Raw genomic sequence first — 22,021 nt, 5'->3', positions numbered from 1 at the left:
CCTTCGTCAGTACTGGCCCAGGGTCAGGCCCCGGGCGAAGATGCGCTGGGCGCCGAGGAACACCAGCACGGTCGGCAGCGACATGACCAGGCCGGCGGCGAGCACGACCGGCACCGTCGAGCCGGAGTAGGCGCTGGAGAGGGAGGAGAGGGCGGTCATCACCGGCCGGACGGTCTCGTCCTGGGACAGGGTGAGGCCGAAGAGCAGGTCGTTCCAGACGAACGCGAACTCCAGGATCAGCACCGCCCCGAGCGCCGGGACGGCCAGCGGCAGGTACACCCGCCAGAAGATGCGCCACACGGACGCGCCGTCGACCCGGGCCGCCTCGTAGATGGTGTACGCGATGCCGGTGAAGAAGCTGCGCATGACGAGCGCAGCCAGCGGCACGCAGATCGCGGTGTAGACGAGCACCAGACCGGTGCGCCGGTCGTACAGGTCGGCGCTGCTGTAGCTGATGAACAGCGGGATGATCAGCATCTGGATCGGGAAGATGGTGCCGCCGAACAGCAGCATGAACCACCAGAACCCGGCCTTCAGCCGCAGGACCACGATGGCGAACCCGGCCATCGCGCCGACCACCACCGCGGCGGCCGGCGAGAGCACGCTGTACAGCAGGGTGCTGAGGATGCTGGGGCCGAGGCCCGCGGCGTCCCAGGCCAGCTTGACGTTGTCGAAGAAGCCGAAGTCGCTGTCCGGTACCCAGATGCGGTCGGCGTCGTACCGCGTGCTCGGCCGGAACGCGTTTACCAGCAGCAGGTAGACGGGGATCAGCCACACGAGGCCCATCGCGCCCAGCACGATCCGGCGGGTCATCCCAGTGCCTCCCGACTCTTGACCTGGCGGCGCAGGTAGGCCAGCGTGATGGCGCCGGTGGTGAGCGTGAGCACGAGCGCGACGGACGAGCCGTAGCCGTACTCGCCGGCGACGAACGCGTCCCGGTACATCGTCACGGCGAGCGTCTCCGAGTTGCGTCCCGGGCCGCCCTGGGTCATCACCCACACGATGTCGAACGTCTTCAGGCTGGCCACCAGCGCGAGGCCCACCACGACGGTGGTGAGCGGAGCGAGCAGCGGCCACGTGACGTGCCGGAAGAGCGACCAGCCGCCGGCGCCGTCGAGCCGGGCCGCCTCCAGGGGCTCCTTCGGGATCGACTGGAGGCCGACGAGGAAGAGCAGCGCGTTGACGCCGGTCTGCTGCCAGGTCCACGCCACGATCATGGCGAGCGTGTTCCACGGCTCCTCCTGCAGGAACGAGGTCTCCGCGCCCGGCAGGTGCAGGAAGCCGAGCACGTCGTTTGCCGCTCCTCCGCTCTGGAGGATGAAGCTCCAGATGACCGCGAGGCCGGCGCCGGACAGCGCGTACGGCAGCATGAACGGCAGCCGCAGCAGCGTGCCGCCCTTGATCCCGAAGCTCAGCACCGCGACCAGCAGGCCGAGCCCCACCGGCACGACGGTGGTGCCGACCACCCACATCAGCGTGTTGCGCAGCGAGGTGGTCAGCGCCGGGTCGTCGAAGAACCGGGTGAAGTTTTCCACCCCGACCCACTGCGGCGAGTTGAGCCCGTCGTACTCGGTGAAGCTCAGCACCATCGTGTAGAGAAAGGGCGCGTAGAGCAGCGCGGCGACGAGCAGCACGGCCGGCGAGATGAAGCCCAGCGCGCCCCACCGGGCCCCGCGGTCGCCGCGCCTGGCCTTCCCCCGACGGCCGGAGCCGCCGGGGAGTCGACCGGGGTCGCCGTGGCGACCGACATCAGCGGCCCTTCCAGTAGTCGTCGGCCGCCTTCTGGATGTTCTCCAGCTGCTTGCGGTAGCTGCCCGGGTCGACCATGAACGCGCCGAACGCGTCCAGGGCGGCGGTCAGCACCGGTGCCGGCGCCGCCTCGAAGTACCGGTTGGCGAGCGTGTACTCGCCCCCGCCGGCGGACTTCGCGATCGCGCTCAGCCCGGGGTCGGGAATGGCCACCTTCGGGTTCGCGGAGACGTCCCCGCGGCTGTTGGCCCACTTGTCCTGCGCCGGCTGCTGCACCCACCACTTCATGTAGTCGGTGCTCGCCTTGGTGTCCGGCGCCTTGGCCAGCGAGCACAGTGGACCGCTCTCGAACGCCATCGTCACCTTGCTCTGCGCCGGGTCGACGTTCGGGATCGCGAACATGCCGTAGTCGGTGCCCGGCTTGAGGCCCTGCTGGGTCATGCTCGTGTTGAACCAGGTACCGAAGATGCCCATCGCGGTCTTGCCGCTCTTGAGCTGGACGGCCGGATCCTCCTTGCTTCCGGCGTCGGAGAAGTAGCCGCCGTCGATCATCTGCTTCCACCGCTCCATGACGGCCACGACGCCCGGGTCGGTGTACTTGGCCTCGCCGGTGGCGAGCTTGTTGTACAGGTCCGGGTCGGTGCCGATGAGCAGCTGCTGGAACCACACGAAGCTGAAGAGCACGGAGGTCTGGTAGAACGGCGTGACGCCCTTGGCCTTGAGCGCGTCCGCGTTGGACATCAGCTCGGCCCAGGTCGACGGCGGCTTGAGGCCGGCCTCGTCGTAGACCTTCTTGTTGTAGAACATGACCCAGTACGAGATGTTCAGCGGCACGCAGTACTGCTTGCCGTCGTACGTGTACGTCTCCTCCAGCTCCTTGGACAGGTCGCCGGCCGCGACCGCCTCCTTCCAGAGGTCGGTCGTCTCGGCCACCTGACCCGCCTCGACGATCTCCTGCAGCCGCCCGCCGGTCGACCAGGTGAACAGGTCGGGCTTGTCGTTGGTGCGGAAGGACGCCTTGATGAAGGCCGAGTACGTCGGCTCGTCGGTGTAGCCGACCGGGGTCATGCCGATGCCGATCTGCTCCTTGCTCAGCTTGCCGAGGTCCTCGAAGAACGGGCTCCAGGCGCCCTTGTCGTTGTAGAGCTTCAGTTCCGTCTTGCCGCCACTGCCGCCATCGTCGCCGGAGTCGCCGCCACAGGCGGCCAGCGCCAGCGACGCGGCCGCGACCAGAGCGGTGAGTACGCGTGCCCGCACGGACATCACCTTTCTTGAAATCATTCCGATGTGGACATCCGGCGGGCGACCACGTCCGCCACGTCCTCGAGGTGTCGCCGCATCAGTCGACGTGCCTGCTCCTCGGAGCCGGCTTCGACGGCGGCCAGGACGGCCCGGTGCTCCTCGTGGTCGCGGGACCGGTCGTCGAATATCTGCAGGATCTCGCGCTGCTCGCCGGCGTGCACCGCCAGCAGCGAGTCGAGCACTTCGTGCAGGATGCGGTGGCCGCTGGCGATCGCGACCGCGCGGTGGAAGGCCATGTTGGCCTCGTGCAGCCGCGTGTCGTCGCCGGCGAGGTGCCGCTCCGCCGCATCGAGTGAGCGCCGCAGCGCCGCCGTGGTGGCCGGGCTGCGGTGCCGCGCCGCCAGGCCGGCCAGGTACGGCTCGACCAGCAGCCGGGCGTCCAGCAGCTCGGCGAGCTGCTCGACGTCCAGGGTCGGGGGGTTGGGGTTGGCGATGACGACCCGTTGGAGCGCGGCGTTCACGTACATGCCGGAGCCGTGCCGGATGTCGATCGCGCCGGTCGCCTGCAGCTGCCGCAGCGCCTCCCGGATGGTCGGCGTCGCGACGGCGAAGCGCTCGGCCAGCACCCGTGCCGACGGGAGCCGGTCGCCGGGCCCGAGCCCTTCCGTGCGGATGAGGTCGACGACGCGGCCGATGAGCGCGTCGGACAGGCTCCGGCGCAGCTCGTCATCCGCTACCGTCACGACCCCTCCTCGCGGTATGTTTCCTGCCTGTAAAGTGACCAAGAGATTAGATGACTTGTTCACTAGGTGTCTAGCCCTTGATCTCGATTGGACGGGAGAATGACCGCCGTGTCCTCCCCGATGTCCGTTTCCCGTGGCGCCGGCGCGCCCGTGGCCAGGCGCAAGCTCCTCGACGAGCTGACCGAGCGGATCCTGGCCCACATCCGTGACGAGGGCCTGCGCCCCGGCGACCGCCTGCCCTCCAACCGGGCGCTCTCCGAGCGCTTCCTGGTCGCCACCCCGACGCTGCGCGAGGCCCTGCGCCGGCTCGAGGCCACCGGCGCGGTCGAGCTTCGGCACGGCTCCGGCGTGTACGTGCGGGCCGACCTCGCCCGGCTGATCATGGTGAACCCCAACCGGCTGCGGCTGGACGCCACCGCGATCCTCGACCTGCTGGAGGCCCGCGAGCTGATCGAGCCGCACCTGGCCGAGTCGGCCGCCCGGCACGCGACGGACGCCCAGCTCGACGAGCTCGCCGCGAGCCTGGACCGGGCCGGTTCCGCCCTCGGGGTCGGTGGCGGCCCCGGCGAGCGGAGCGGGCCCGGCGCCGGGCCGGACGGCGCGCTGCACGCCGCCAACATGGCCTTCCACCGCACGCTCGCCCGGCTCGCCGGCAACCGCGCGCTCGCCCAGGTGCTCGACTCGCTCATCGACCTGCACGACGAGGAGCAGCGGTACATCCAGGCGCTGTACGGCGACCGCGACCACGACCACCACGTGCACCTGGCGATCCTGGCCGCGGTCCGCGGGCGGGCGCCGGTCAAGGCCCGCCGGCTCATGGTCGAGCACCTGCGCGACGTGCGTCAGGTGGTCACCCGCGCCCTGGAGGGGTGAGCGCGTGGCGTGGACCGACCTGCTGAACGCCGAGCCCGGCGCCATCCGCCTCGGCCCGGTGGACGTCGACGTCTACCACTGGGCGGAGATGGCCGACACGGTGGTCAACCCGCCGCACCGCCACACGTACTACGAGGTGTGCTGGGTCGAGGCCGGCACCGGCGAGTTCACAGTGGACGGCCGCACGCACCCGATCGGCCCGGGATCGCTGCTGTTCGCCCGGCCGGGCGTACCCCACCGGATCGTCAGCCGGCGCGCACCCGGCATCCGGCTGGCGTGGGTGGCGTTCCACCTGCGGCTGCCGCCGGGCGGGGATGAGCTGGCCGCGCTGTTCGACGCGTTCGCAGGGTCGGCGCGCCCGCTGGCCCACGACGGGCACAGCCGGGTGGCGGCCCTCTGGGCGGCCCTGCGCGCGACCGGCGACGGCCCGGCGCTGCCCGGCCGGGGTGCGGCGATCACGTCGGTCGCGCGGGCGCTGCTCGTGGCGCTCGCCCAGGCCGGGACGGAGGGCCTGCGCCCCACCCCGGCCGCCGCGCCCGAGGCCGGCACCGCCGCGGTCCGGCTCGTGCTGCGGTACGTGCAGGACAACCTCGACCGCCCGCTGCCGGTGGAGGAGCTGGCCCGCCACGCGCACCTCTCCCGCCGCCAGCTGTCCCGCCTCTTCGCCGTCCATGTCGGACAGTCGCCGGCCGGGTACGTCGAGCGGACCCGCCTCGACCACGCGGCCGCGCTGCTGGTCCGCACCGACCTGCCCATCAAGCGGATCGCCGCCGCGGTCGGGTACGGCGACGTGGCCGGCTTCACCCGGGCGTTCACGCGCCGCCTCGGCAGCCCGCCGGGCCGATTCCGGCACGCCGCGGACCTGCGGCCGGTGCTGTCCGTGTCCTGATCTGCCAATCAGGTGGCAGGGTCGCCCAAAGACCTGGGAGCAGGCCACGCCGCAGACTTTCCGGCATGAACCGACTGACCGCTCAGCAAGCCGAACAGTTCCGCACCGACGGGTACGTCCTGTATCGCCAACCGGTCCTGCCGCCCGGCGACTTCGCCCGCCTCAAGGCCGTCTTCGAGGAGCACCTGGCCGGCGCCTCCCGCGGCGACAGCGGCGAGCTGGACATGCCGCACCAGCGCGACCCGCGCCTGCTCGACCTGCTGCTGTCCGACCCGCTGCTGGACCTTGTCGAGCCGGTGATCGGCCCGGACATCGGGCTGTTCGCCAGCGCGTTCCTGTCCAAGGAGGCGTACAGCGGGCGGGCCACCCCGTGGCACGAGGACTCGTACTTCTGGCAGGACCGCTTCGACCGCATGGACCGCATCGCCACGGTGTGGCTGGCGCTGGACCCGGTCGACCGCGACAACGGCTGCATGCGCGTCCTGCCCGGCAGCCACCTGGAGGCCGGCGGCGAGTACGAGTTCGCCGACCCGGACACGAACTCGTTCGACCGCGTGGTCAAAGGCGAGGTCGACGAGACGAAGGCCGTCGACTTCGCGCTGGACGCCAACCAGTGCTCGCTGCACGACGCCCGCATCGTCCACGGGGCCGGCGCCAACCGCAGCCCGCGCCGCCGGGCCGGCTACACGATCCGGTACTTCTCCCAGTCGTTGCGCTTCGACCCGGCACACCCCCGCAACGAGGGCCACCTGCTCTGGCACGCGCGGGGCCGCAACCTCGCCGGCAACCCCGTCCAGTGAGGACGGTCAGCCCAGGCGCGGGAGGACGTCGCGGGCGGTGAGCTCGGCGACGCGGACCGCCTGGTCGGTGGGGAACAGCCACAGCGACACCGAGTCGGCGCCGGCGTCGAAGAGGGCGCGGAGGCGGGCGGCGCACTCGTCGGGCGTTCCGGCCACCGCCAGCTCGTCGAGCCAGGCGTCCGGGATCCGCTCGGCGAGGGGCGCGCCCGCGCCGCCGGCCAGCAGGTCCGCCAGCTCGGCGGCGTAGCCGGGCACGCGCACGAGCGCGCTGGTCGCCTCGGCGGCCAGGAACATCGCGACCGCGTCCCGGACGGCGCGGCGGGCGCGGGTGCGGTCGGTGTCCACCGAGTACAGCGCGAACGCCGTCACGCGGTGGTCGGGACGGCGGGCGGCGATGGTCTCGCGGGCCCACCGCACGTACGTCGGGCCGGACAGGACGGACAGGATCGTGCCGTCGGCGATCTGGCCGGACAGGCGCAGGGCCTTCTCGTTGACGGCGGCCACGTGGACCGGCAGCGGCTCCGGCGGCGGGAAGTCCAGCCGCACGCGGTCGAGGCGGTGCGCGCCCCCGTCGACGGACACCGTCTCGCCCGCGAAGAGGCCGCGCAGCACGCCGACGGTCTCGCGGAGCGCGGCCAGCGGCGCCGCCGGCAGCACGCCCAGCTGGTCCAGCCAGGACCGCACGCCGAGCGCGACGCCGGGCACGACGCGGCCCGGGTAGGTGCGGGCCAGGCCGGCGAGCTCCATCGCCGCGACCGCGGGATGCCGGGTCGCGACCGAGATCGCGCCGGTGCCGACCGGCGCGGTGCGGGTGGCGGCCAGGATCTGCGCGGCACCCGACATCGCGCCGGAGAAGAAGCAGTCCTCGGAGAACCAGAACTCGCCGAAACCCAGCTCCTCGGCCCGCCGGGCCACGGTCGCGATCTGCTCCGGCGGCGTGATGCTGCCGAAGACGACGCCCACACGCTTCATACCGCCGAGGCTAGATCTAAGCGGACACAGCGTCCACATATCGCCGGCAACCTGTGCGCGGCGTCACGCGTGCCCGCCGCGGGCCGCCTGTGCGCCGCCTCCGCCACCGGCTGCTGACCGGGCGCCGGCACCGGCACCGCCGTGGCGCGGCGGGCTGCCCCGGACCGGAAGCCGGCCCGGTGTCGAATCGGGCCCGCCCCGATCGTCATCGGGTAGGAGGTAACCATGTTCGACGAGCTCTTCCCGATCCTGACCACCCCCGACCTGGGACGGTCCCTGCGCTTCTACCGCGATCTGCTGGGCGGCACCGTGACCTACCAGTTTCCGCCCGAGGGCGAGCCCGGCTACGTGTCGGTCCAGCTCGGCGGCTCGCACCTGGGCATCGGCCAGCAGGACCGGCCGGGTGACCTGACGAACGACCGGGTCACCCTCTGGGCGTACACGGACGACTGCGACGCCGCCGTCGACGCGCTGCGCGCCGCCGGCGTGCCGGTGCTCCAGCAGCCGGCCGACCAGCCGTGGGGCGAGCGCATGGCCACGGTGACCGACCCGGACGGCAACCGGGTGATCGTGGCGACCCGCGCACCCGGGAGCTAGCCCGCGCGATCCGCGCCCGGCGGGCCGATGAGTTTGCGGCGGGCGGGCCGTCTTACCCGGCATGAACACCGAGGGAGAGACCATGACCACCGTCCAGACGCACACCATCGACGCGCCGGGCGCGGTCGTGACCTATGACGTACACCCGGCCGAGGGCGGCGCGCCGGCCCTGCTGCTGTTCGGCTCGCCGATGGACGCGAGCGGGTTCGCGGCGCTGGCCGAGCAGTTCCCGGACCGGACGGTCGTGCGGTACGACCCGCGCGGCACCGGCCGCAGCCCGCGGTCCACGAGCGGCGAAGTCACGCCGGAGCAGCACGCCGACGACGTCCAGCGGGTGATCGCCGCGCTCGGCGGCGGGCCGGTGGACGTCTTCGCCAGCAGCGGCGGCGCGATCAACGCGCTGGCCCTCGTGGCCCGCCACCCGGAGCGGGTGCGGACGCTCGTGGCCCACGAGCCGCCGGCCGCCGCGCTGCTGCCGGACCGCGACGCGGCGCTGGCCGCGATCCGGGACATCCGCGACACGTACGAGCGGGACGGCTTCGGGCCGGCGATGGCGAAGTTCATCTCGATCAGCATGGTCAAGGGGCCGGTACCGGCGGACCAGGCCGAGCGGCCCGGGCCCGGCGCGGCCGACTTCGGCCTGCCCACCGAGGACGACGGCACGCGCGAGGACCCGCTGCTCGCGCAGAACATCATCACCTGCACGCACTACGAGCCCGACTTCGACGCGCTCGCGCAGGCACCGACCCGGATCGTCGTCGCGGTGGGCGCGGAGTCGGAGGGTGAGCTCGCGTACCGCGGCGGCCTCGCCGTCGCCGAAGGGCTCGGCACCGAGGCGGTCGTCGTGCCGGGCAACCACGGCGCCTACCTGCCCGCCGAGTACGGCATGGGTGGCGACGCGGCCGGCTTCGCGGTCGCGCTCCGCAAAATCCTCGACGAGGGTTGACCGGCACGCTGTTCCGGGGTTATGACGTGGCAATGGCGGAGCTTGGCGTTCACGACACGAACGGCATCCTCCGCCAGCCCTGGGTCCGGCCCGAGCGCACCAGCGGCGGGATGGGCTGGGAGCACCTCTACGTCTCCACCCAGTGCGAGGAGCCGTACCAGGCGTCCTTCGAGGGCGCCCGCAGCCACCTCGTCATCCTGCACCTCAACGGGCCGGTGACCGTGCGCCGCGGCCACCTCGGCCTGACCCGCTCGCGCACGGTCCCGCCCGGCGGGCTCTTCGTGCACCCGGCCGGCAAGGACCTGACCGTCGAGCTCGGCGGCCGCCTCGACACGGTGCACGCGTACCTCACGGACGAGTCGCTCCAGGAGGTGCACGAGGGCGCGGCCCCGGTCGAGCTGGCCGAGGAGCTGGGCAGCCTGGACCCGCTGCTGGAGCAGCTGCTGCTGACGCTCGACGGGGTGCTGCGGCACTGGGAGCCGTCGGCGCGCACGTACGTCGACCACCTCGGGCACGCGCTCGCCGCCCAGCTGGCCCGGGCGCACAGCGTGACGCACCGGCCGGCGGCCGTGCCGGCACCCCGCTCCGGGCTGGGCGACCGGCAGTGGGCCGCCGTGCGCGACCTGGTGGCGGCGCGTCTGGGCGAGCCGGTGCCGCTGCGCGCGATGGCCGGGGCGGCCGGGTTGAGCGTCAGCCAGTTCGCCCGGCAGTTCAAGACCCGCACCGGGCTGACGCCGCACAAGTTCCTCGTGCAGCTGCGCGTCGACGCGGCCTGCGCGCTGCTGCGCGACACCTCCGCGCCGATCGCCGACGTGGCCGTGCGCTGCGGCTTCTCGCACCAGGAGCACCTGACCCGGGTCCTGAAGGCGCACCTGCGCACGACGCCGGCGGCGATCCGCCGCGCGCGTTCCGTGCAGTGAGGACAGCGGAAACGTGCAGGACCGGGGAGCCGCGCCCGGCGCACACTGAGCCATGCTGTCGTTCGATGTCGAGACCGACGTCCTCGTGGTCGGCAGCGGACCGGCCGGCGGCGCGGCCGCGCTGCTGCTGAGCACCTACGGGGTCGCCAACATCGTGGTGACCAAGTACGGCCGGCTCGCCGACACGCCCCGCGCGCACATCACCAACCAGCGCACGATGGAGGTGCTGCGCGACGCCGGCGTCGAGGACCAGGTCGTCGCGCGGGCCACGCCGCAGCACCTGATGGGCGACACCACGTTCTGCTCCAGCCTCGCCGGCGAGGAGCTGGGTCGGCTGCGCACCTGGTACACGCACCCGCTGCGGCAGGCCGAGCACGACCTCGCCTCCCCCTCGCGGATCTGCGACATGCCGCAGCACCTGATGGAGCCCGTGCTGGTCGAGAACGCGGTCGCCCGCGGCACGTCGTTGCGCTACCAGACCGAGTACCTGTCGCTGGAGCAGGACGCGGCCGGGGTGACCGCGACCGTGCGGGACCGGCTGCGCGGCGACGAGTACCGCATCCGCGCGAAGTACCTCATCGGCGCCGACGGCGGGCGCAGCAAGGTGGCCGAGGACATCGGGCTGCCGATGGTGGGGCGGATGGGCGTCGCGGGCAGCATCAACATCGTCTTCGAGGCGGACCTCACCCGGTACACGGCGCACCGCCCCAGCACGCTCTACTGGGTGCTGCAGACCGGCTCGGACGTCGGCGGCATCGGCATGGGGCTGGTCCGCTGCGTACGGCCGTGGCACGAGTGGCTCATCGTGTGGGGCTACGACATCGACGGCCCGCCGCCGGACCTCACCGAGGAGTACGCCCGCCGGATCGCGCACCACCTCATCGGCGACGACTCGGTGCCGGTCACGATCCGCTCGTCGTCGGCGTGGACGGTCAACCACCAGTACGCGCGGGTGTACCACCGGGCCGGGTCTTCTGCGCCGGCGACGCCGTGCACCGGCACCCGCCGTCGAACGGGCTCGGCTCCAACACGTCCATACAGGACGCGTACAACCTGGCGTGGAAGCTCAAGCTCGTGCTCGACGGCACGGCCGACCCGCGGCTGCTCGACACGTACACGAGCGAGCGCGCGCCGGTGGGCCGGCAGATCGTCGAGCGGGCCAACCGCAGCATCGGCGAGACCGCGCGCGTCTTCGAGGCGCTCGGGCTGCTCTCCACCGGCGACCACGCGCAGCTGCGCCGCAACATGGACGCCCGCAAGCTGCCCACGGCGGAGGCGGAGCGGCAGCGGCAGCAGCTGCGCGAGGCGATAGCGCTCAAGAACTACGAGTTCAACACGCTCGGCGTGGAGCTCAACCAGCGGTACGACTCCGCGGCCGTGGTCCCGGACGGGTCGCCGCGGCCGCGCAACCCGCGCGACGACGAGCTGCACCACCACGCCACCACCTGGCCGGGCGCCAAGGTCCCGCACGCCTGGGTCTGCCGCGGCCGGGCCCGGGTGTCCACACTGGACCTGGGCGGGCAGGGGCGCTTCACGGTGCTGACCGGCGTCGGCGGCACCGGCTGGGTGGCCGCCGCGGCGGCGGTGGGCGCCGAGCTCGGTGTGCCCGTCGCGGCGGTCACGATCGGGCCCGGCGCCGACTACGAGGACCTGTACGGCGACTGGGCCCGGCTCCGCGAGGTCGAGGACGGCGGCTGCCTGCTGCTGCGCCCCGACAACCACGTGTGCTTCCGGGCCGGCACCGCCACCGCGGACGCGGCCGGCGATCTCCGGGACGCGCTGCGCCGCGTGCTCGGCCTGTCCACCGGCGCGGTCGGATAGCCCGAACGGATCAAAGTGGGTGGGCCATTGGGCCAGGTTCGGGCGGCCATCACGGACCTCCCACCGCCACATTGACCTCGGCAGATGCGTCGATACCACGGTTTCTCGCGCGGCGCCGGGAGGCGTTGACAGCCCCCGCCCCATGGCTAGACTCCTGTCTACCGTCGTCAATGGGAGCGCTCCCACGCCCGTGCCTCCCTCGACGCACCACACGAGGGGACCATCTACTGTGGACGCACTGTGCGTGGCCGTCGCCGCGAGCTTCACGGCGGATCCGATCGACGAGTCGCTGCGCCACTGGTGGGACGAGCTGGGCATGCCCGCGCGGACCACGTTCGCGCCGTACAACCAGGTGTTCCAGGCGCTGCTGGAGGCCGAGGGCCGCTCGCGGCCAACCGGCACGGGGTCAACGTGGTGCTGGTCCGCCTCGACCGCTGGCGGGAGGCGGAGGCCGACGACCTCGCCGCCGCGGTGCGGCACAGCGCCGGGCGCGCACCGGTCCCGCACCTGGTGGTCTGCTGTCCCGGCCCGCCCGGCACGGAGGACAAGGCCGAGCTCCGCCTCGCCGAGGCGCTGGCCGGCGACGCCCGTGTACGCGTGGTGACCTCCGCCGACCTTGCCGCGCTCTACCCGGTGGACGGCTACTTCGACGAGTACGGCGAGCGCTCCGCGGACGTGCCGTACACGCGGGCGATGTTCGCCGCGCTGGGCACCGCCGTGGCCCGCGCGACGCACGCGTGGGTCACGCCGCGACCCAAGGTGGTCGCGGTCGACGCCGACAACACGCTGTGGGACGGCGTGGTCGGCGAGGACGGCCCGCTCGGCGTGCGCGTCCCGCCGGCCCGGCGCGCGTTCCAGGAGCTGCTCCTGGCCCAGCGGGCCGCCGGCCGCCTGATCGCGGTCTGCAGCAAGAACGCGGAGGCCGACGTGCTCGCCGTGCTCGCCGGGCATCCGGACATGGTGCTGCGCCCCGAGCACGTGAGCGCCCACCGGATCGACTGGGCGCCGAAGTCGGCCAACCTCGCCGCGCTCGCCGCCGAGCTCGACCTGGGCCTGGACAGCTTCGTCTTCCTCGACGACAACCCGGTCGAGGTCGCCGAGGTGCGCGCCGCACACCCGGAGGTGCTCGCGCTGGCGCTCCCCGCCGAGGCGGAGGCGGTGCCGGGATATCTGCGGCACTGCTGGCCGCTGGACCTCACGTCGGTCACCGACGACGACCGCGAGCGGGCCGAACGCTACGCCGTGGAGGCGCGGCGCCGCGCGGCCGGCACGGCCGCGCCGTCGATGGCGAGCTTCCTGGAAGGGCTCGACCTCGTCGTGCAGGTGCGGCCGATGGCGCCCGCCGACCTCGCCCGCACCGCGCAGCTCACCCAGCGGACCAACCAGTTCAACCTCACGACGGTACGCCGCGGCGCCGCCGAGCTGTCCGCTGTGGACGGTGAGGTGCTGGTGGTCGACGTGCGCGACAGGTTCGGCTCGTACGGCCAGGTCGGCGTCGTCGTCCACAGTGTCGACCCGGTCCACCGCCGGCTCTGCGTGGAGACCTTCCTGCTGAGCTGCCGGGTGCTCGGGCGGGGCGTGGAGCACCGGGTGCTCGCCGCGCTCGGCACGCTCGCCGCGGAGCGCGGCCTGGCCGGCATCGCCCTGGCGTACGCGCCCACCGGCCGCAACCGCCCGGCGTACGACTTCCTGACCGGCCTGCCGGGCGTGCGGCGCGAGGGTGACACCTTCGCACTGTCCACGCAGGACGCCCGCGCCGCGCGGTACGAGCCGCCGGCCGGCGCACCCCCGCCGGTGGCCGGCACGGTCGCCGCCCGCCCCGCCGCGCCCGCCGACGCCGAGCGGGTACACCGGGTCGCGAGCGGTCTCACGTCCGCCGCGCGGGTGCTCGCCGCGATCGACGCGCGCCGCGACGGACCGGCCACGACCGTGCGCACCGACGACCCGACCGAGGCGCGGGTCGCGGCGATCTGGGCCGAGCTGCTCGACTTCCCGCCCGGGTCGGTGCACGACAACTTCCACGAGCTGGGCGGCCACTCGCTCGCGCTGGTGCGGTTCGCCGTCCGGGTGCGCGACGAGTTCGGCGTGGAGCTGCCGGTCGACGCCCTCTTCACCGACGCGTTCACCGTCGCCGGCATCGCCCGGACGATCCGGGAGCACGCCACGGACGGCCTCGACAGCCTGCTCGCCGAGCTGGAACAGCTCTCCGACGACGAGGTCCGCGCGCTGCTCGATGCCGACCGCTGAGCCATGGGAACGTTCCTGGTCAGCACTTACGGCACCAACGGCGACGTGCTGCCGTTCATCCGGATCGGGCAGGCGCTGCGCCGCCGGGGCCACGAGGTCGTGCTGCACACGCACGCGTACTACGGCGACACCGCCCGCGCGGCCGGCCTCGACTTCGTGCCGGTCGACACCGAGGAGGCGTACGCCCGCACGCTCCACGACGCCCAGCACCTGCTGCTGAACGTCCTCGCCGACGTCAACCACCTGGCCGACTACTACGAGCGCAACGGCCTGTGGGAGCAGATCCGCCAGGAGTACGAGTCGATGGCCGCGCTGGTCCGGGAGCGCGACCCGGCCCAGGTGGTGGCGGTGAGCCGGCACACCTCCGGCCTGTCGGTGCTGATGCTGCGCGAGACCCACCGGGTACCGGCGGCCTGGCTCGCCCTCTCCCCCACCCTCTTCATGGCCGTGCCGCTGACCGAACGGCTCTTCCCGCGCACGCTGGCCGGACCCGCCAACCGGGTGCGCGCCGCGGCCGGGCTGTCCCCTGTGGACGACTGGGCGCCGTGGCTCTCCTCCGCCGACCTCCAGCTCGGGCTGTGGCCGCGGTGGTTCGACGCGGCCGGCGACCGCGCGCCGGACGGCGCCGCGCTGCCCGGCTTCGTGCTGCACGACGACGCCGAGACCGGCGCCCTGCCCGCCGAGGTGCGGGCCCTGGTCGCCGACGGCGTGCCGGCCGAGCGCCGGCCGGTGCTGCTGACCGGCGGCTCAGGGCAGCTGCTGCACCGCGAGTGGTACCGGGTGGCCGCGGAGGCCTGCGCCCGCGCCGGCCGGCCGGGCATCCTCGTCTGCCGCCACCGCGACCTGCTCCCCGAGTCGCTGCCGGAGGGCGTGCTCTGGCAGCCGGCGCTGCCGTTCCGCACGCTCATGCCGCGGGTGGCCGCGGTGGTGCACCACGGCGGCGTGCTCACCTGCGCGCGGGCGATCGCGTCCGGGGTGCCGCAGGTGATCCTCGCGCACGGCACCGACCGGCCGGACAACGCCGCCCGGCTGCGGCGGCTGGGCCTCGCCGAGTGGCTGCCCGCGGCCCGCTGGACGGCATCGGCGGCCGCCGACCTGCTCACGCGGGTGCTGGACGACCCCGGCTACCCGGCCCGGGCCCGGGAACGGGCACCCCTTGTCGACTCCGCGGCGGCGGTCGAGGCCGCCTGCGACCGGCTGGAAGGGCTGCTGGGCACCCGTGCCGCGGCGGTGCCACCGACGACGGCCAAGGAGGCGTCCGTGCGCGACCGGATCCAGCACCTCTCGCCGGAGCAGCGGGCGCATCTGCTCAAGCGCCTGCGGCCGGTGCCCCGTCCACCGAGGACGGAGGGCGAAGAGGAGCGCGACTGCTCGTACCACCAGCGCCGGGCCTGGCTCGCGGCCCAGGTGGACCCGGCCGCGGCGAGCGCGCACGTGGCCACCGCGATCCGGCTGCGCGGCCCGTTGGACGTGGCCGCGCTGGCGGCCGCCGTCGACGAGGTGGTCGCCCGCCACGACGGGCTGCGCACGGTGCCGGTGCCGGGCCCGGAGGAGCCGCGGCAGCGGGTCGTCGGCGCGCTCCGCTCGCCGCTGCGCGTGGAGTCCTCCGTGGACGCCGCGCGGTGGGTGGCCCGGGTGCGGGCCGACCCGTTCGACCTCGACCGGGGTCCGCTGGTCCGGACGGCGCTGCTGCAGGCGGGGCCGGAAGAGAGCGTCTTTCTGCTGATCGGCCACCACTTCGTCATGGACGCGGCGTCGCTCGGTGTCGTCGTCGGCGAGGTGGCGGCGGCCTACTCGGCGCGCGTCACCGGTGGCGGCCCGGCGTTCGACGGCCCGCCGGTGCAGTACCCGGACGTCGCCACCCACCAGCGGCGCACCCTCGCCGGCGGCGGCCTGGAGCGCGCGCTCGCGCACTGGCGCTCCACACTGGACGGCCTGGCGCCCCCGCCGGCGCTGCCGCTCCCGCCACCCGCCACGCCCGGCGACGTCCCCGGCGAGGCGGTCCGGATGCTCGCGCCGGAGCTCGCGGAGCGGCTGTCCGCGGCGGCCGGCGGGTCCGGCCGGATCAGCCTCGCACCGGCGCTGCTGACCGCGTACCAGCTGCTGCTGCGCCGCTACACCGCGCGCGACGACGTGCCGGTCGGCGTCTTCGCCGGCGGCCGCACCGAGCCGGGCACCGAGCGGGTGGTCGGCGACTTCACGAACATCGTCGCCGTCCGCGCCGACCTCGGCGGCGAGCCGCCGTTCCCCGTGGCGGTGCGGCGGGTCGGCGCGGCCCTCGCCGACGCGCTGGCGCACCAGGACGCGCCGTTCGAGGCCGTGGTCGCCGCGCTCGCGCCGCCCCGGGCGCCCGGGCGGCCGGCGCTGGTCGGGTTCGGCTTCAGCATGCAGGACCACCGGCTGCACGAGATCGCCTGGGCCGGCCTCTGCGCCGACGTGCTGCCGGTGCCGGCCGGACACTCCCATGTGGACCTCACGCTGATCGCGGTGCCGACGGCGACCGGGGAGGTCAAGCTCGTCTTCGAGTACCCGCCCGGCCGGTTCGACGCCGCCGCCGTGGAGGCGCTCGCCACCCGCTACCACGACCTGCTGCGCCTGCTCGCCGCCGCGCCGGACCGCCCGGTCGACGAGGCCGTGCTGGCCGGCATCCCCGAACCGGCCCCGCTTCGGGCCGCCGCCGCACCGCCGCCGCCACCGCCGGTCGGGTACACGGCTCCCCGCACCGAGGGCGAGGACCTCGTCGCCGGCGTCGTCGCCGAGGTCCTCGGGCTGGACAAGGTCGGCGTGCACCACGACTTCTTCGGGCTCGGCGGCCACTCGCTGCACGCCATGCGGGTGATCGGGCGGATCAACGCGGCCACCGGCCTGGACGTGCCCGTCCGGCTGTTGTTCGTCCACCCCACCGTGGCCGGGCTGACCGAGGCGCTCGAGGAGCTGGCGCGATGACGTCCGCGCTGGCGCGGCGGTGGCAGGCGGCCGCCGCGCCGGCCATCACCCCCGCCACCGACGGGAGCCCGCCCCCGCTGTCGTACGCGCAGGAGCGGATGTGGTTCCTGGAGCAGTACGCGCCGGGCACCGCGACGTACCACATGTGGCTGCCGCTGCGCGTCGCCGGAGCGGTCGACGTGCCGGCGCTGCGCGCGGCGCTGGACGCGCTCGCGGCCCGGCACGACAGCCTCCGCATGCGGTTTCCGGCCACAGTGGACGGCAAGCCGGTGCTCGACGTGGCCGCACCCGGGGCGGTCCCCCTCGACCTGCTCCGCGCCGAGGGCGAGGCGGAGGCGCGCGACGCGCTCGCGCGGGCGGTCGCCGTGCCGTTCGACCTGGCGGCCGGGCCGCTCTTCCGCGCCGCGCTCGTCGCGCTCGGCCCGGACGATCACGTGCTCTGCCTCACCATGCACCACATCGTCAGCGACGGCTGGTCCACCGAGGTGATCCTGGCCGAGCTCGGCGCGCTCTACGACGCGGCGCTCGCCGGGCGCCCGGCCGGGCTCCCCGCGCTGCCGATCGGGTACGGCGACTGGGCCCGCTGGCAGCGCGCGCTCGGGTCGACCGGGCGCGACCTCGACTACTGGCGCGAGCGGCTGGCCGGCCTGCCCGCCCTGCAGCTGCCCACCGACCGGCCCCACCCGCCGGAGCAGACCTCGTCCGGCGCGGTGCACACGTTCCGGCTCGACGCCGGGCTGTGCGGCGCGCTCGCCGCCGTCGGGCGGGCCGGTGGGGCCACGCCGTTCATGGTGCTCCTGGCCGGGTTCCAGGCGCTGCTCGGGTGGCACGCCGGCCAGGACGACTTCGGCGTCGGCGTGCCGGTCTCCGGGCGCGGCCAGCCGCAGGCCGAAGGGCTGGTCGGGCTCTTCGTCAACACCGTCGTGCTCCGCGCCGACCTGGCCGGCGACCCGTCCTTCGCCGACCTCGTCGGCCGGGTGCGCGAGGCGGCGATCGACGCGTTCGCACACCAGGAGCTGCCGTTCGAGCGGCTGGTCGGCGAGCTGAAGGTGACCCGGGACGTGCGGCGGCCACCGGTCTTCCAGGTCAGCTTCGCCGTGCAGAACTACGCGAAGGCACCGGCGAGCCGCCTCGGCGCGCTGACCGTGGCGCCGTTCGACGTGGCGCCGGCGACGACCCGGCACGAGCTGGCGCTGTACCTGCACCACGAGGGGACGGGCTGGTCGGCACCGTCACGTACAACACCGACCTCCTCGACGCGTCCACGGTGGAGCGGCTGTTCCGCCGGTACCGCGCGCTGCTGCGCCAGGTCAGCGCCGCACCGGCCGCGCCGCTGTCCACTCTGGACCTCCTCGAGCCCGGCGAACGGGCTGTCCTGTCCGCCTACGCCGACGGCGGCGGATCCGGCACGCGGGCCGGGCTGCTGACCGACGGCTTCGGCGGCTGGGTCGCCCGCACCCCGGACGCGCCCGCCGTCGTGCACGGCGGCGACACACTCTCCTACGCCCGCCTGGACCGCCTCGCGAACGGGCTCGCCGCACGGCTGCGCGACCTCGGCGTGCGGCCGGACTCGCGGGTGGGCATCTGCCTCGCCCAGTCCACCGCCGCGGCGGTCGCCGTGCTCGGCGTGCTGCGCTCCGGCGGGGCGTACGTGCCACTCGACCCCGAGCAGCCGCCGGCCCGGCTGGCGTACCTGCTCGCCGACGCGGGCGCCGACGTGCTGCTCACGTCGCCCGACCTGGCCGGCCTCTTCGCGGGGTACGCCGGCCGGGTCGTCACCGACGTGACCGGCGGCGAGTCCGGGCCGCTCCCGCCGGTCACCGCCGCGGACGACCTCGCGTACGTCATCTACACCTCCGGCTCGACCGGGCGCCCCAAGGGCGTGGCGGTGCGGCACGCCCAGCTCGTCCGCTACCTCGACGGCGTACGCGAGCGCCTGGGCGTCGTCGACGGCGCCGCCTACGGGCTGATGCAGTCGCTGTCGTACGACTTCGCGGTCACGATGTTCTTCCTGGCGCTGCACACCGGCGGGCGGGTGCACCTGATCCCGCGGCGGGCCACCGCCCAGGAGGTCGCCGCGCACCTCGCCGCGGCGCGGATCGACTACCTCAAGCTGACGCCGACCCACCTCGCCGCGCTCGCCGCCGAGGTGCCGGCCGGCGACCTGCTGCCGCGGCGGGCGCTGCTGCTGGGCGGCGAGGCGTCCCGCGCCGACTGGACCCGCGAGCTGGCGGGCCTGTCCGCCGCCAAAATCGTCAACCACTACGGGCCGACCGAGGCCACGGTGGGCGTCACCACGTACGAGGTGCGGCCCGAGGTCGACCCCGGCTCGGTCACCACGCCGATCGGCCGGCCGCTGCCGCACGCCCGCGTGCACGTCCTCGACCGGCTGCTGCGGCCGGTGCCGGCGGGCGCGGTTGGCGAGATCTTCATCGGCGGCGACCGGCTGGCCCGCGGCTACCTGGACCGGCCGGAGCTGACCGCCGAGCGCTTCGTGCACAGCTCGGCGTACGGGCGCCTGTACCGCACCGGCGACCTGGCCCGCTGGCTGCCCGGCGGCGACCTGGAGTTCCTCGGCCGCCGCGACCACCAGGTGAAGGTGCGCGGCTACCGGATCGAGCTGGGCGAGGTCGAGGCGGCCGCCGCCGCGCTGCCCGAGGTGACCGGCGCGGCCGTGGTCGTGCACGGCGAGCGGCTCGTCGCGTACCTGGAGCGGGCCGGCGCGGCCGACCTGACCGTCGGCGAGCTGCGCGAGCGGCTGGGCGGGACGCTGCCGGAGTACATGCTGCCGGCGGCCGCCGTGTGGCTCGACGCGCTGCCGCGGATGGCGCACGGCAAGGTGGACCGGGCCGCGCTGCCCGCACCCACGGCGGACCCGGCCGCCGGCTTCGTCGCGCCGGACGGGCCGGTCGAGGAGGCGGTCGCCGAGGTCTGGCGGGACCTGCTCGGCGTCGAGCGGGTCGGCGTCGACGACGACTTCTTCGCACTGGGCGGGCACTCGCTGCTCGCCATCCAGGCGGTCAGCCGGCTGCGCGGCCGGCTGCCGTTCCCGGTCACCGCGATGGACCTGTTCAAGCACCCGACCGTGCGCGGCCTGTCCCGGCTCGGCGCGCCGGGCGGCCCGCGACCGCTGCTGCACGAGCTGACCCGGGCACCGGCCGCCGCGACCCGGTCGCTGGTCTGCGTGCCGTACGGCGGGGCGAGCGCGGTCGTGTACCAGCCGCTGGCCGACGCGCTCCCGGACGGGGTGCGCCTCTACGCGGTCGCGGTGCCCGGACACGACCTCGGCCTCGCGGAGGAGGCGCGGCCGCTCGACGAGGTGGCCGCCCGGGTGGTGGACGAGGTGCTGTCCGGCGTGCCCGGCCCGCTCGTCCTCTATGGACACTGCGGTCCCGGCGCGGCGCTGACCGTCGAGGTGGCGCGCCGCCTCGAAGCGGCCGGCCGTGCCGTCGACGCGGTCTACCTGGGCGGGGTCTTCCCGTTCGCGCGGCCGCGGCTCGCCTCGCTGCTGCGCTTCGAGCGGCTGCGCTCGGACACCGTGTACGCGAACTGGCTCCAGTCGATGGGCGCGGACGTCGGCGCGCTGGAGCCCGCGCAGCGCCGGCACCTGATCCGCGCGATGCGGCGCGACGCCGAGGAGGCCGAGGCGTACTTCACCCGGCTGCTCGGCGAGCGGGTCACGCCGCTGCGCGCGCCGATCGTCTCGGTGGTCGGCGAGAAGGACCCGGGCACCGACTACCACCAGGAGCGGTTCCGCGAGTGGGGCTTCCTGTCCCCGCGCACCGGGCTCGTCGTGCTGGACGAGGCCGGGCACTACTTCCTCAAGTACCGGGCGGCCGAGCTGGCCGGCATCGTCACCGGCCCGGTGCCGCCCCCGCCCGACGGCCCGCCCGAGCCGCCCCGCGGGCCGCGGCCGAGCATGGGGCGCTTCCTCGCGGTCGCGGCCGGCCAGCTCGTGTCCATGACGGGCACCGCGCTGACCGAGTTCGCGCTGCCCCTGTGGGCGTACCTGGAGACCGGCTCGCTGCTGCGCTTCGCGCTCTTCGCGGTGGCCGGCGTGCTGCCCGGCATCCTCGTCGCGCCGGTCGCCGGGGCACTGGTGGACCGCAGCGACCGCCGCCGCGCGCTGATCGGCGCGAGCGTCCTCGCCGGGCTCATCCAGGCGGCGCTCGCGGTGCTGCTGGCCACCGGCGCGCTCGGCCCGGCCGTCCTCTATGGACTGCTGGCCGCGCTGTCGGTCGCGCTCACCCTGCAGCGCCTCGCGTACACCTCCGCCGTGCCGCAGCTCGTCCCCAAGCACTACCTCGGCCACGCCAACGGGGTGGTGCAGCTGGCGACCGGCGCGGCGCAGTTCCTCGTACCGCTTGTCGCGGTGGCGCTGCTGCACTCGCTGGGCATGCTCGGCATCCTGCTGCTCGACGTGGCCAGCTACGCGGTCTGCGTGGCCGTGCTGCTCGCCGTCCGCTTCCCGCGCACGATGGCGTGGCGGCGGCGGGAGAGCGTGCTCGCCGAGATCCGGGGCGGGTTCCACTACTTCTTCCGCCGCCCCGGCCTGCGCGCGATGCTGCTGTTCTTCGTCGGGCTCAACGCGCCGCTCGCCGCGGTACTCGTGCTGGTGTCCCCGCTCGTGCTGGCGGTGGGCTCGCTGGCCGACGCGGGCCGCGTGGCGATGGTGTCGGCGGCCGGCGCGGTCGCCGGCGGCCTGGTGATGGCGCTGTGGGGCGGGCCCAAGCGGCACCGGATGCGCGGGCTGCTCTGGGCGGCCGCCGGGATCGCGGCGGGTGCCGCGGTGACCGGCCTGCGGCCGTCGGTCGCGCTGATCGCGGCCGGCACGTTCGGCCTGTCGTTCGCGCTCGTGCTGGTGAACGGCGCGTGGATCACGATCATCCACACCAAGGTGCCGCAGCGCTTCCACGCGCGGGTGATCGCGCTCAACCAGATGGTCGCGCTCTCGGTGCTGTCCCTCGGGTACCTGCTCGCACCCCTGGCCAGCGCGGCGTTGCAGCCGCTGGTCGACGCGGACGGTCCGCTCGCCGGCTCGCTCGGCGCGGTGATCGGCACGGGCGCCGGCCGCGGCACCGGGCTGCTGTACCTGCTCTGCGGCCTGGCGATCGCCGCGCTCGTCGCGGTCTCGCTGCGGGTGCCGGTGCTGGCCCGCTTCGACGACGACGTGCCCGACGCCGAGCCGGACGACCTGGTGGGCCTCGCCGCGCTGGGCCGCCGGACGCCGGGCGGCGCGGGCTGAGGCGGTAGTCTGGCGCCGCTTGGACGGATCG

Annotated in this window: 16 protein-coding genes and 1 pseudogene; 12 read left to right on the top strand and 5 right to left on the bottom strand. The window is 74.5% G+C overall.

Features of this window, described 5'->3' with window-relative positions; all coding sequences use genetic code 11:
• Positions 1 to 6: 6 nt before the first annotated feature.
• From Phou_RS33675 to Phou_RS33660, 4 genes are all read right to left on the bottom strand, one after another.
• The gene (locus Phou_RS33675; protein WP_173063743.1) at positions 7 to 813 is read right to left on the bottom strand and encodes a carbohydrate ABC transporter permease; all 807 of its coding nucleotides are present in this window, start codon (positions 811 to 813) and stop codon (positions 7 to 9) included.
• The gene (locus tag Phou_RS33670) at positions 810 to 1,634 is read right to left on the bottom strand and encodes a carbohydrate ABC transporter permease (protein ID WP_218579325.1); all 825 of its coding nucleotides are present in this window, start codon (positions 1,632 to 1,634) and stop codon (positions 810 to 812) included. Before Phou_RS33670 ends, Phou_RS33675 begins: the two co-directional genes overlap by 4 nt.
• Before the next feature lie 115 nt (positions 1,635 to 1,749).
• The gene (locus Phou_RS33665; protein ID WP_173063740.1) at positions 1,750 to 3,012 is read right to left on the bottom strand and encodes an ABC transporter substrate-binding protein; all 1,263 of its coding nucleotides are present in this window, start codon (positions 3,010 to 3,012) and stop codon (positions 1,750 to 1,752) included.
• 14 nt (positions 3,013 to 3,026) lie between these two features.
• On the bottom strand, positions 3,027 to 3,734 hold the full coding sequence (locus Phou_RS33660) for a FadR/GntR family transcriptional regulator (protein WP_173063737.1): 708 nt from the start codon (positions 3,732 to 3,734) through the stop codon (positions 3,027 to 3,029).
• Between the two features lie 120 nt (positions 3,735 to 3,854).
• Here Phou_RS33660 and Phou_RS33655 point away from each other — a divergent pair, with 120 nt between their 5' ends.
• The 3 genes from Phou_RS33655 to Phou_RS33645 all read left to right on the top strand — a co-directional run bounded on the left by Phou_RS33655 (position 3,855) and on the right by Phou_RS33645 (position 6,296).
• On the top strand, positions 3,855 to 4,607 hold the full coding sequence (locus Phou_RS33655) for a FadR/GntR family transcriptional regulator (protein WP_173064972.1): 753 nt from the start codon (positions 3,855 to 3,857) through the stop codon (positions 4,605 to 4,607).
• A 4-nt stretch (positions 4,608 to 4,611) separates the two neighbouring features.
• The gene (locus Phou_RS33650) at positions 4,612 to 5,496 is read left to right on the top strand and encodes an AraC family transcriptional regulator (protein WP_173063735.1); all 885 of its coding nucleotides are present in this window, start codon (positions 4,612 to 4,614) and stop codon (positions 5,494 to 5,496) included.
• 65 nt (positions 5,497 to 5,561) lie between these two features.
• Complete coding sequence (locus Phou_RS33645) at positions 5,562 to 6,296, top strand: phytanoyl-CoA dioxygenase family protein (RefSeq protein ID WP_173063732.1); 735 nt, start codon at positions 5,562 to 5,564, stop codon at positions 6,294 to 6,296.
• Positions 6,297 to 6,302: 6 nt separating this feature from the next.
• Here Phou_RS33645 and Phou_RS33640 read toward each other — a convergent pair whose 3' ends face one another.
• Positions 6,303 to 7,268, bottom strand: a complete 966-nt coding sequence (locus tag Phou_RS33640; RefSeq protein ID WP_173063729.1) for an LLM class flavin-dependent oxidoreductase — start codon at positions 7,266 to 7,268, stop codon at positions 6,303 to 6,305.
• Between the two features lie 225 nt (positions 7,269 to 7,493).
• Between Phou_RS33640 and Phou_RS33635 the strand changes: the two genes are divergently transcribed.
• From Phou_RS33635 to Phou_RS33605, 9 genes and pseudogenes are all read left to right on the top strand, one after another.
• On the top strand, positions 7,494 to 7,865 hold the full coding sequence (locus Phou_RS33635; protein WP_173063726.1) for a VOC family protein: 372 nt from the start codon (positions 7,494 to 7,496) through the stop codon (positions 7,863 to 7,865).
• A gap of 82 nt (positions 7,866 to 7,947) precedes the next feature.
• Positions 7,948 to 8,811, top strand: a complete 864-nt coding sequence (locus tag Phou_RS33630) for an alpha/beta fold hydrolase (RefSeq protein ID WP_173063725.1) — start codon at positions 7,948 to 7,950, stop codon at positions 8,809 to 8,811.
• A 32-nt stretch (positions 8,812 to 8,843) separates the two neighbouring features.
• The gene (locus Phou_RS33625; protein WP_173063722.1) at positions 8,844 to 9,731 is read left to right on the top strand and encodes a helix-turn-helix domain-containing protein; all 888 of its coding nucleotides are present in this window, start codon (positions 8,844 to 8,846) and stop codon (positions 9,729 to 9,731) included.
• Between the two features lie 52 nt (positions 9,732 to 9,783).
• A pseudogene (locus Phou_RS53435) lies at positions 9,784 to 10,832 on the top strand (FAD-dependent monooxygenase); the annotation flags it as partial.
• Positions 10,833 to 10,976: 144 nt separating this feature from the next.
• Positions 10,977 to 11,552, top strand: a complete 576-nt coding sequence (locus tag Phou_RS53430) for an aromatic-ring hydroxylase C-terminal domain-containing protein (RefSeq protein ID WP_246274117.1) — start codon at positions 10,977 to 10,979, stop codon at positions 11,550 to 11,552.
• Positions 11,553 to 11,963: 411 nt separating this feature from the next.
• The gene (locus Phou_RS33615) at positions 11,964 to 13,799 is read left to right on the top strand and encodes an HAD-IIIC family phosphatase (protein ID WP_173063719.1); all 1,836 of its coding nucleotides are present in this window, start codon (positions 11,964 to 11,966) and stop codon (positions 13,797 to 13,799) included.
• A gap of 3 nt (positions 13,800 to 13,802) precedes the next feature.
• The gene (locus Phou_RS33610) at positions 13,803 to 16,745 is read left to right on the top strand and encodes a condensation domain-containing protein (RefSeq protein WP_173063716.1); all 2,943 of its coding nucleotides are present in this window, start codon (positions 13,803 to 13,805) and stop codon (positions 16,743 to 16,745) included.
• The gene (locus Phou_RS53425; protein WP_246274030.1) at positions 16,742 to 18,172 is read left to right on the top strand and encodes a condensation domain-containing protein; all 1,431 of its coding nucleotides are present in this window, start codon (positions 16,742 to 16,744) and stop codon (positions 18,170 to 18,172) included. The genes Phou_RS33610 and Phou_RS53425 overlap by 4 nt, the downstream gene beginning before the upstream one ends.
• Positions 18,079 to 21,990, top strand: coding sequence for an amino acid adenylation domain-containing protein (locus Phou_RS33605; protein WP_281365128.1), 3,912 nt, complete (start codon positions 18,079 to 18,081; stop codon positions 21,988 to 21,990). Before Phou_RS53425 ends, Phou_RS33605 begins: the two co-directional genes overlap by 94 nt.
• Positions 21,991 to 22,021 lie beyond the last annotated feature (31 nt).

Source organism: Phytohabitans houttuyneae (assembly GCF_011764425.1).
Taxonomy (GTDB): Bacteria; Actinomycetota; Actinomycetes; order Mycobacteriales; family Micromonosporaceae; genus Phytohabitans; species Phytohabitans houttuyneae.
Note: the sequence above shows the minus strand (reverse complement) of the source record. Positions and strands in the feature narration are given on the sequence as shown.

Excerpts from the sequence above, each read along its gene's own strand:
- Phou_RS33675 (WP_173063743.1), bottom strand. The coding sequence starts at position 813 with ATGACCCGCCGGATCGTGCTGGGCGCGATGGGCCTCGTGTGGCTGATC.
- Phou_RS33665 (WP_173063740.1), bottom strand. The coding sequence starts at position 3,012 with ATGTCCGTGCGGGCACGCGTACTCACCGCTCTGGTCGCGGCCGCGTCG.
- Phou_RS33655 (WP_173064972.1), top strand. The coding sequence starts at position 3,855 with ATGTCCGTTTCCCGTGGCGCCGGCGCGCCCGTGGCCAGGCGCAAGCTC.
- Phou_RS33645 (WP_173063732.1), top strand. The coding sequence starts at position 5,562 with ATGAACCGACTGACCGCTCAGCAAGCCGAACAGTTCCGCACCGACGGG.
- Phou_RS33640 (WP_173063729.1), bottom strand. The coding sequence starts at position 7,268 with ATGAAGCGTGTGGGCGTCGTCTTCGGCAGCATCACGCCGCCGGAGCAG.
- Phou_RS33635 (WP_173063726.1), top strand. The coding sequence starts at position 7,494 with ATGTTCGACGAGCTCTTCCCGATCCTGACCACCCCCGACCTGGGACGG.
- Phou_RS33630 (WP_173063725.1), top strand. The coding sequence starts at position 7,948 with ATGACCACCGTCCAGACGCACACCATCGACGCGCCGGGCGCGGTCGTG.
- Phou_RS33625 (WP_173063722.1), top strand. The coding sequence starts at position 8,844 with ATGGCGGAGCTTGGCGTTCACGACACGAACGGCATCCTCCGCCAGCCC.
- Phou_RS53430 (WP_246274117.1), top strand. The coding sequence starts at position 10,977 with ATGGACGCCCGCAAGCTGCCCACGGCGGAGGCGGAGCGGCAGCGGCAG.
- Phou_RS33610 (WP_173063716.1), top strand. The coding sequence starts at position 13,803 with ATGGGAACGTTCCTGGTCAGCACTTACGGCACCAACGGCGACGTGCTG.
- Phou_RS53425 (WP_246274030.1), top strand. The coding sequence starts at position 16,742 with ATGACGTCCGCGCTGGCGCGGCGGTGGCAGGCGGCCGCCGCGCCGGCC.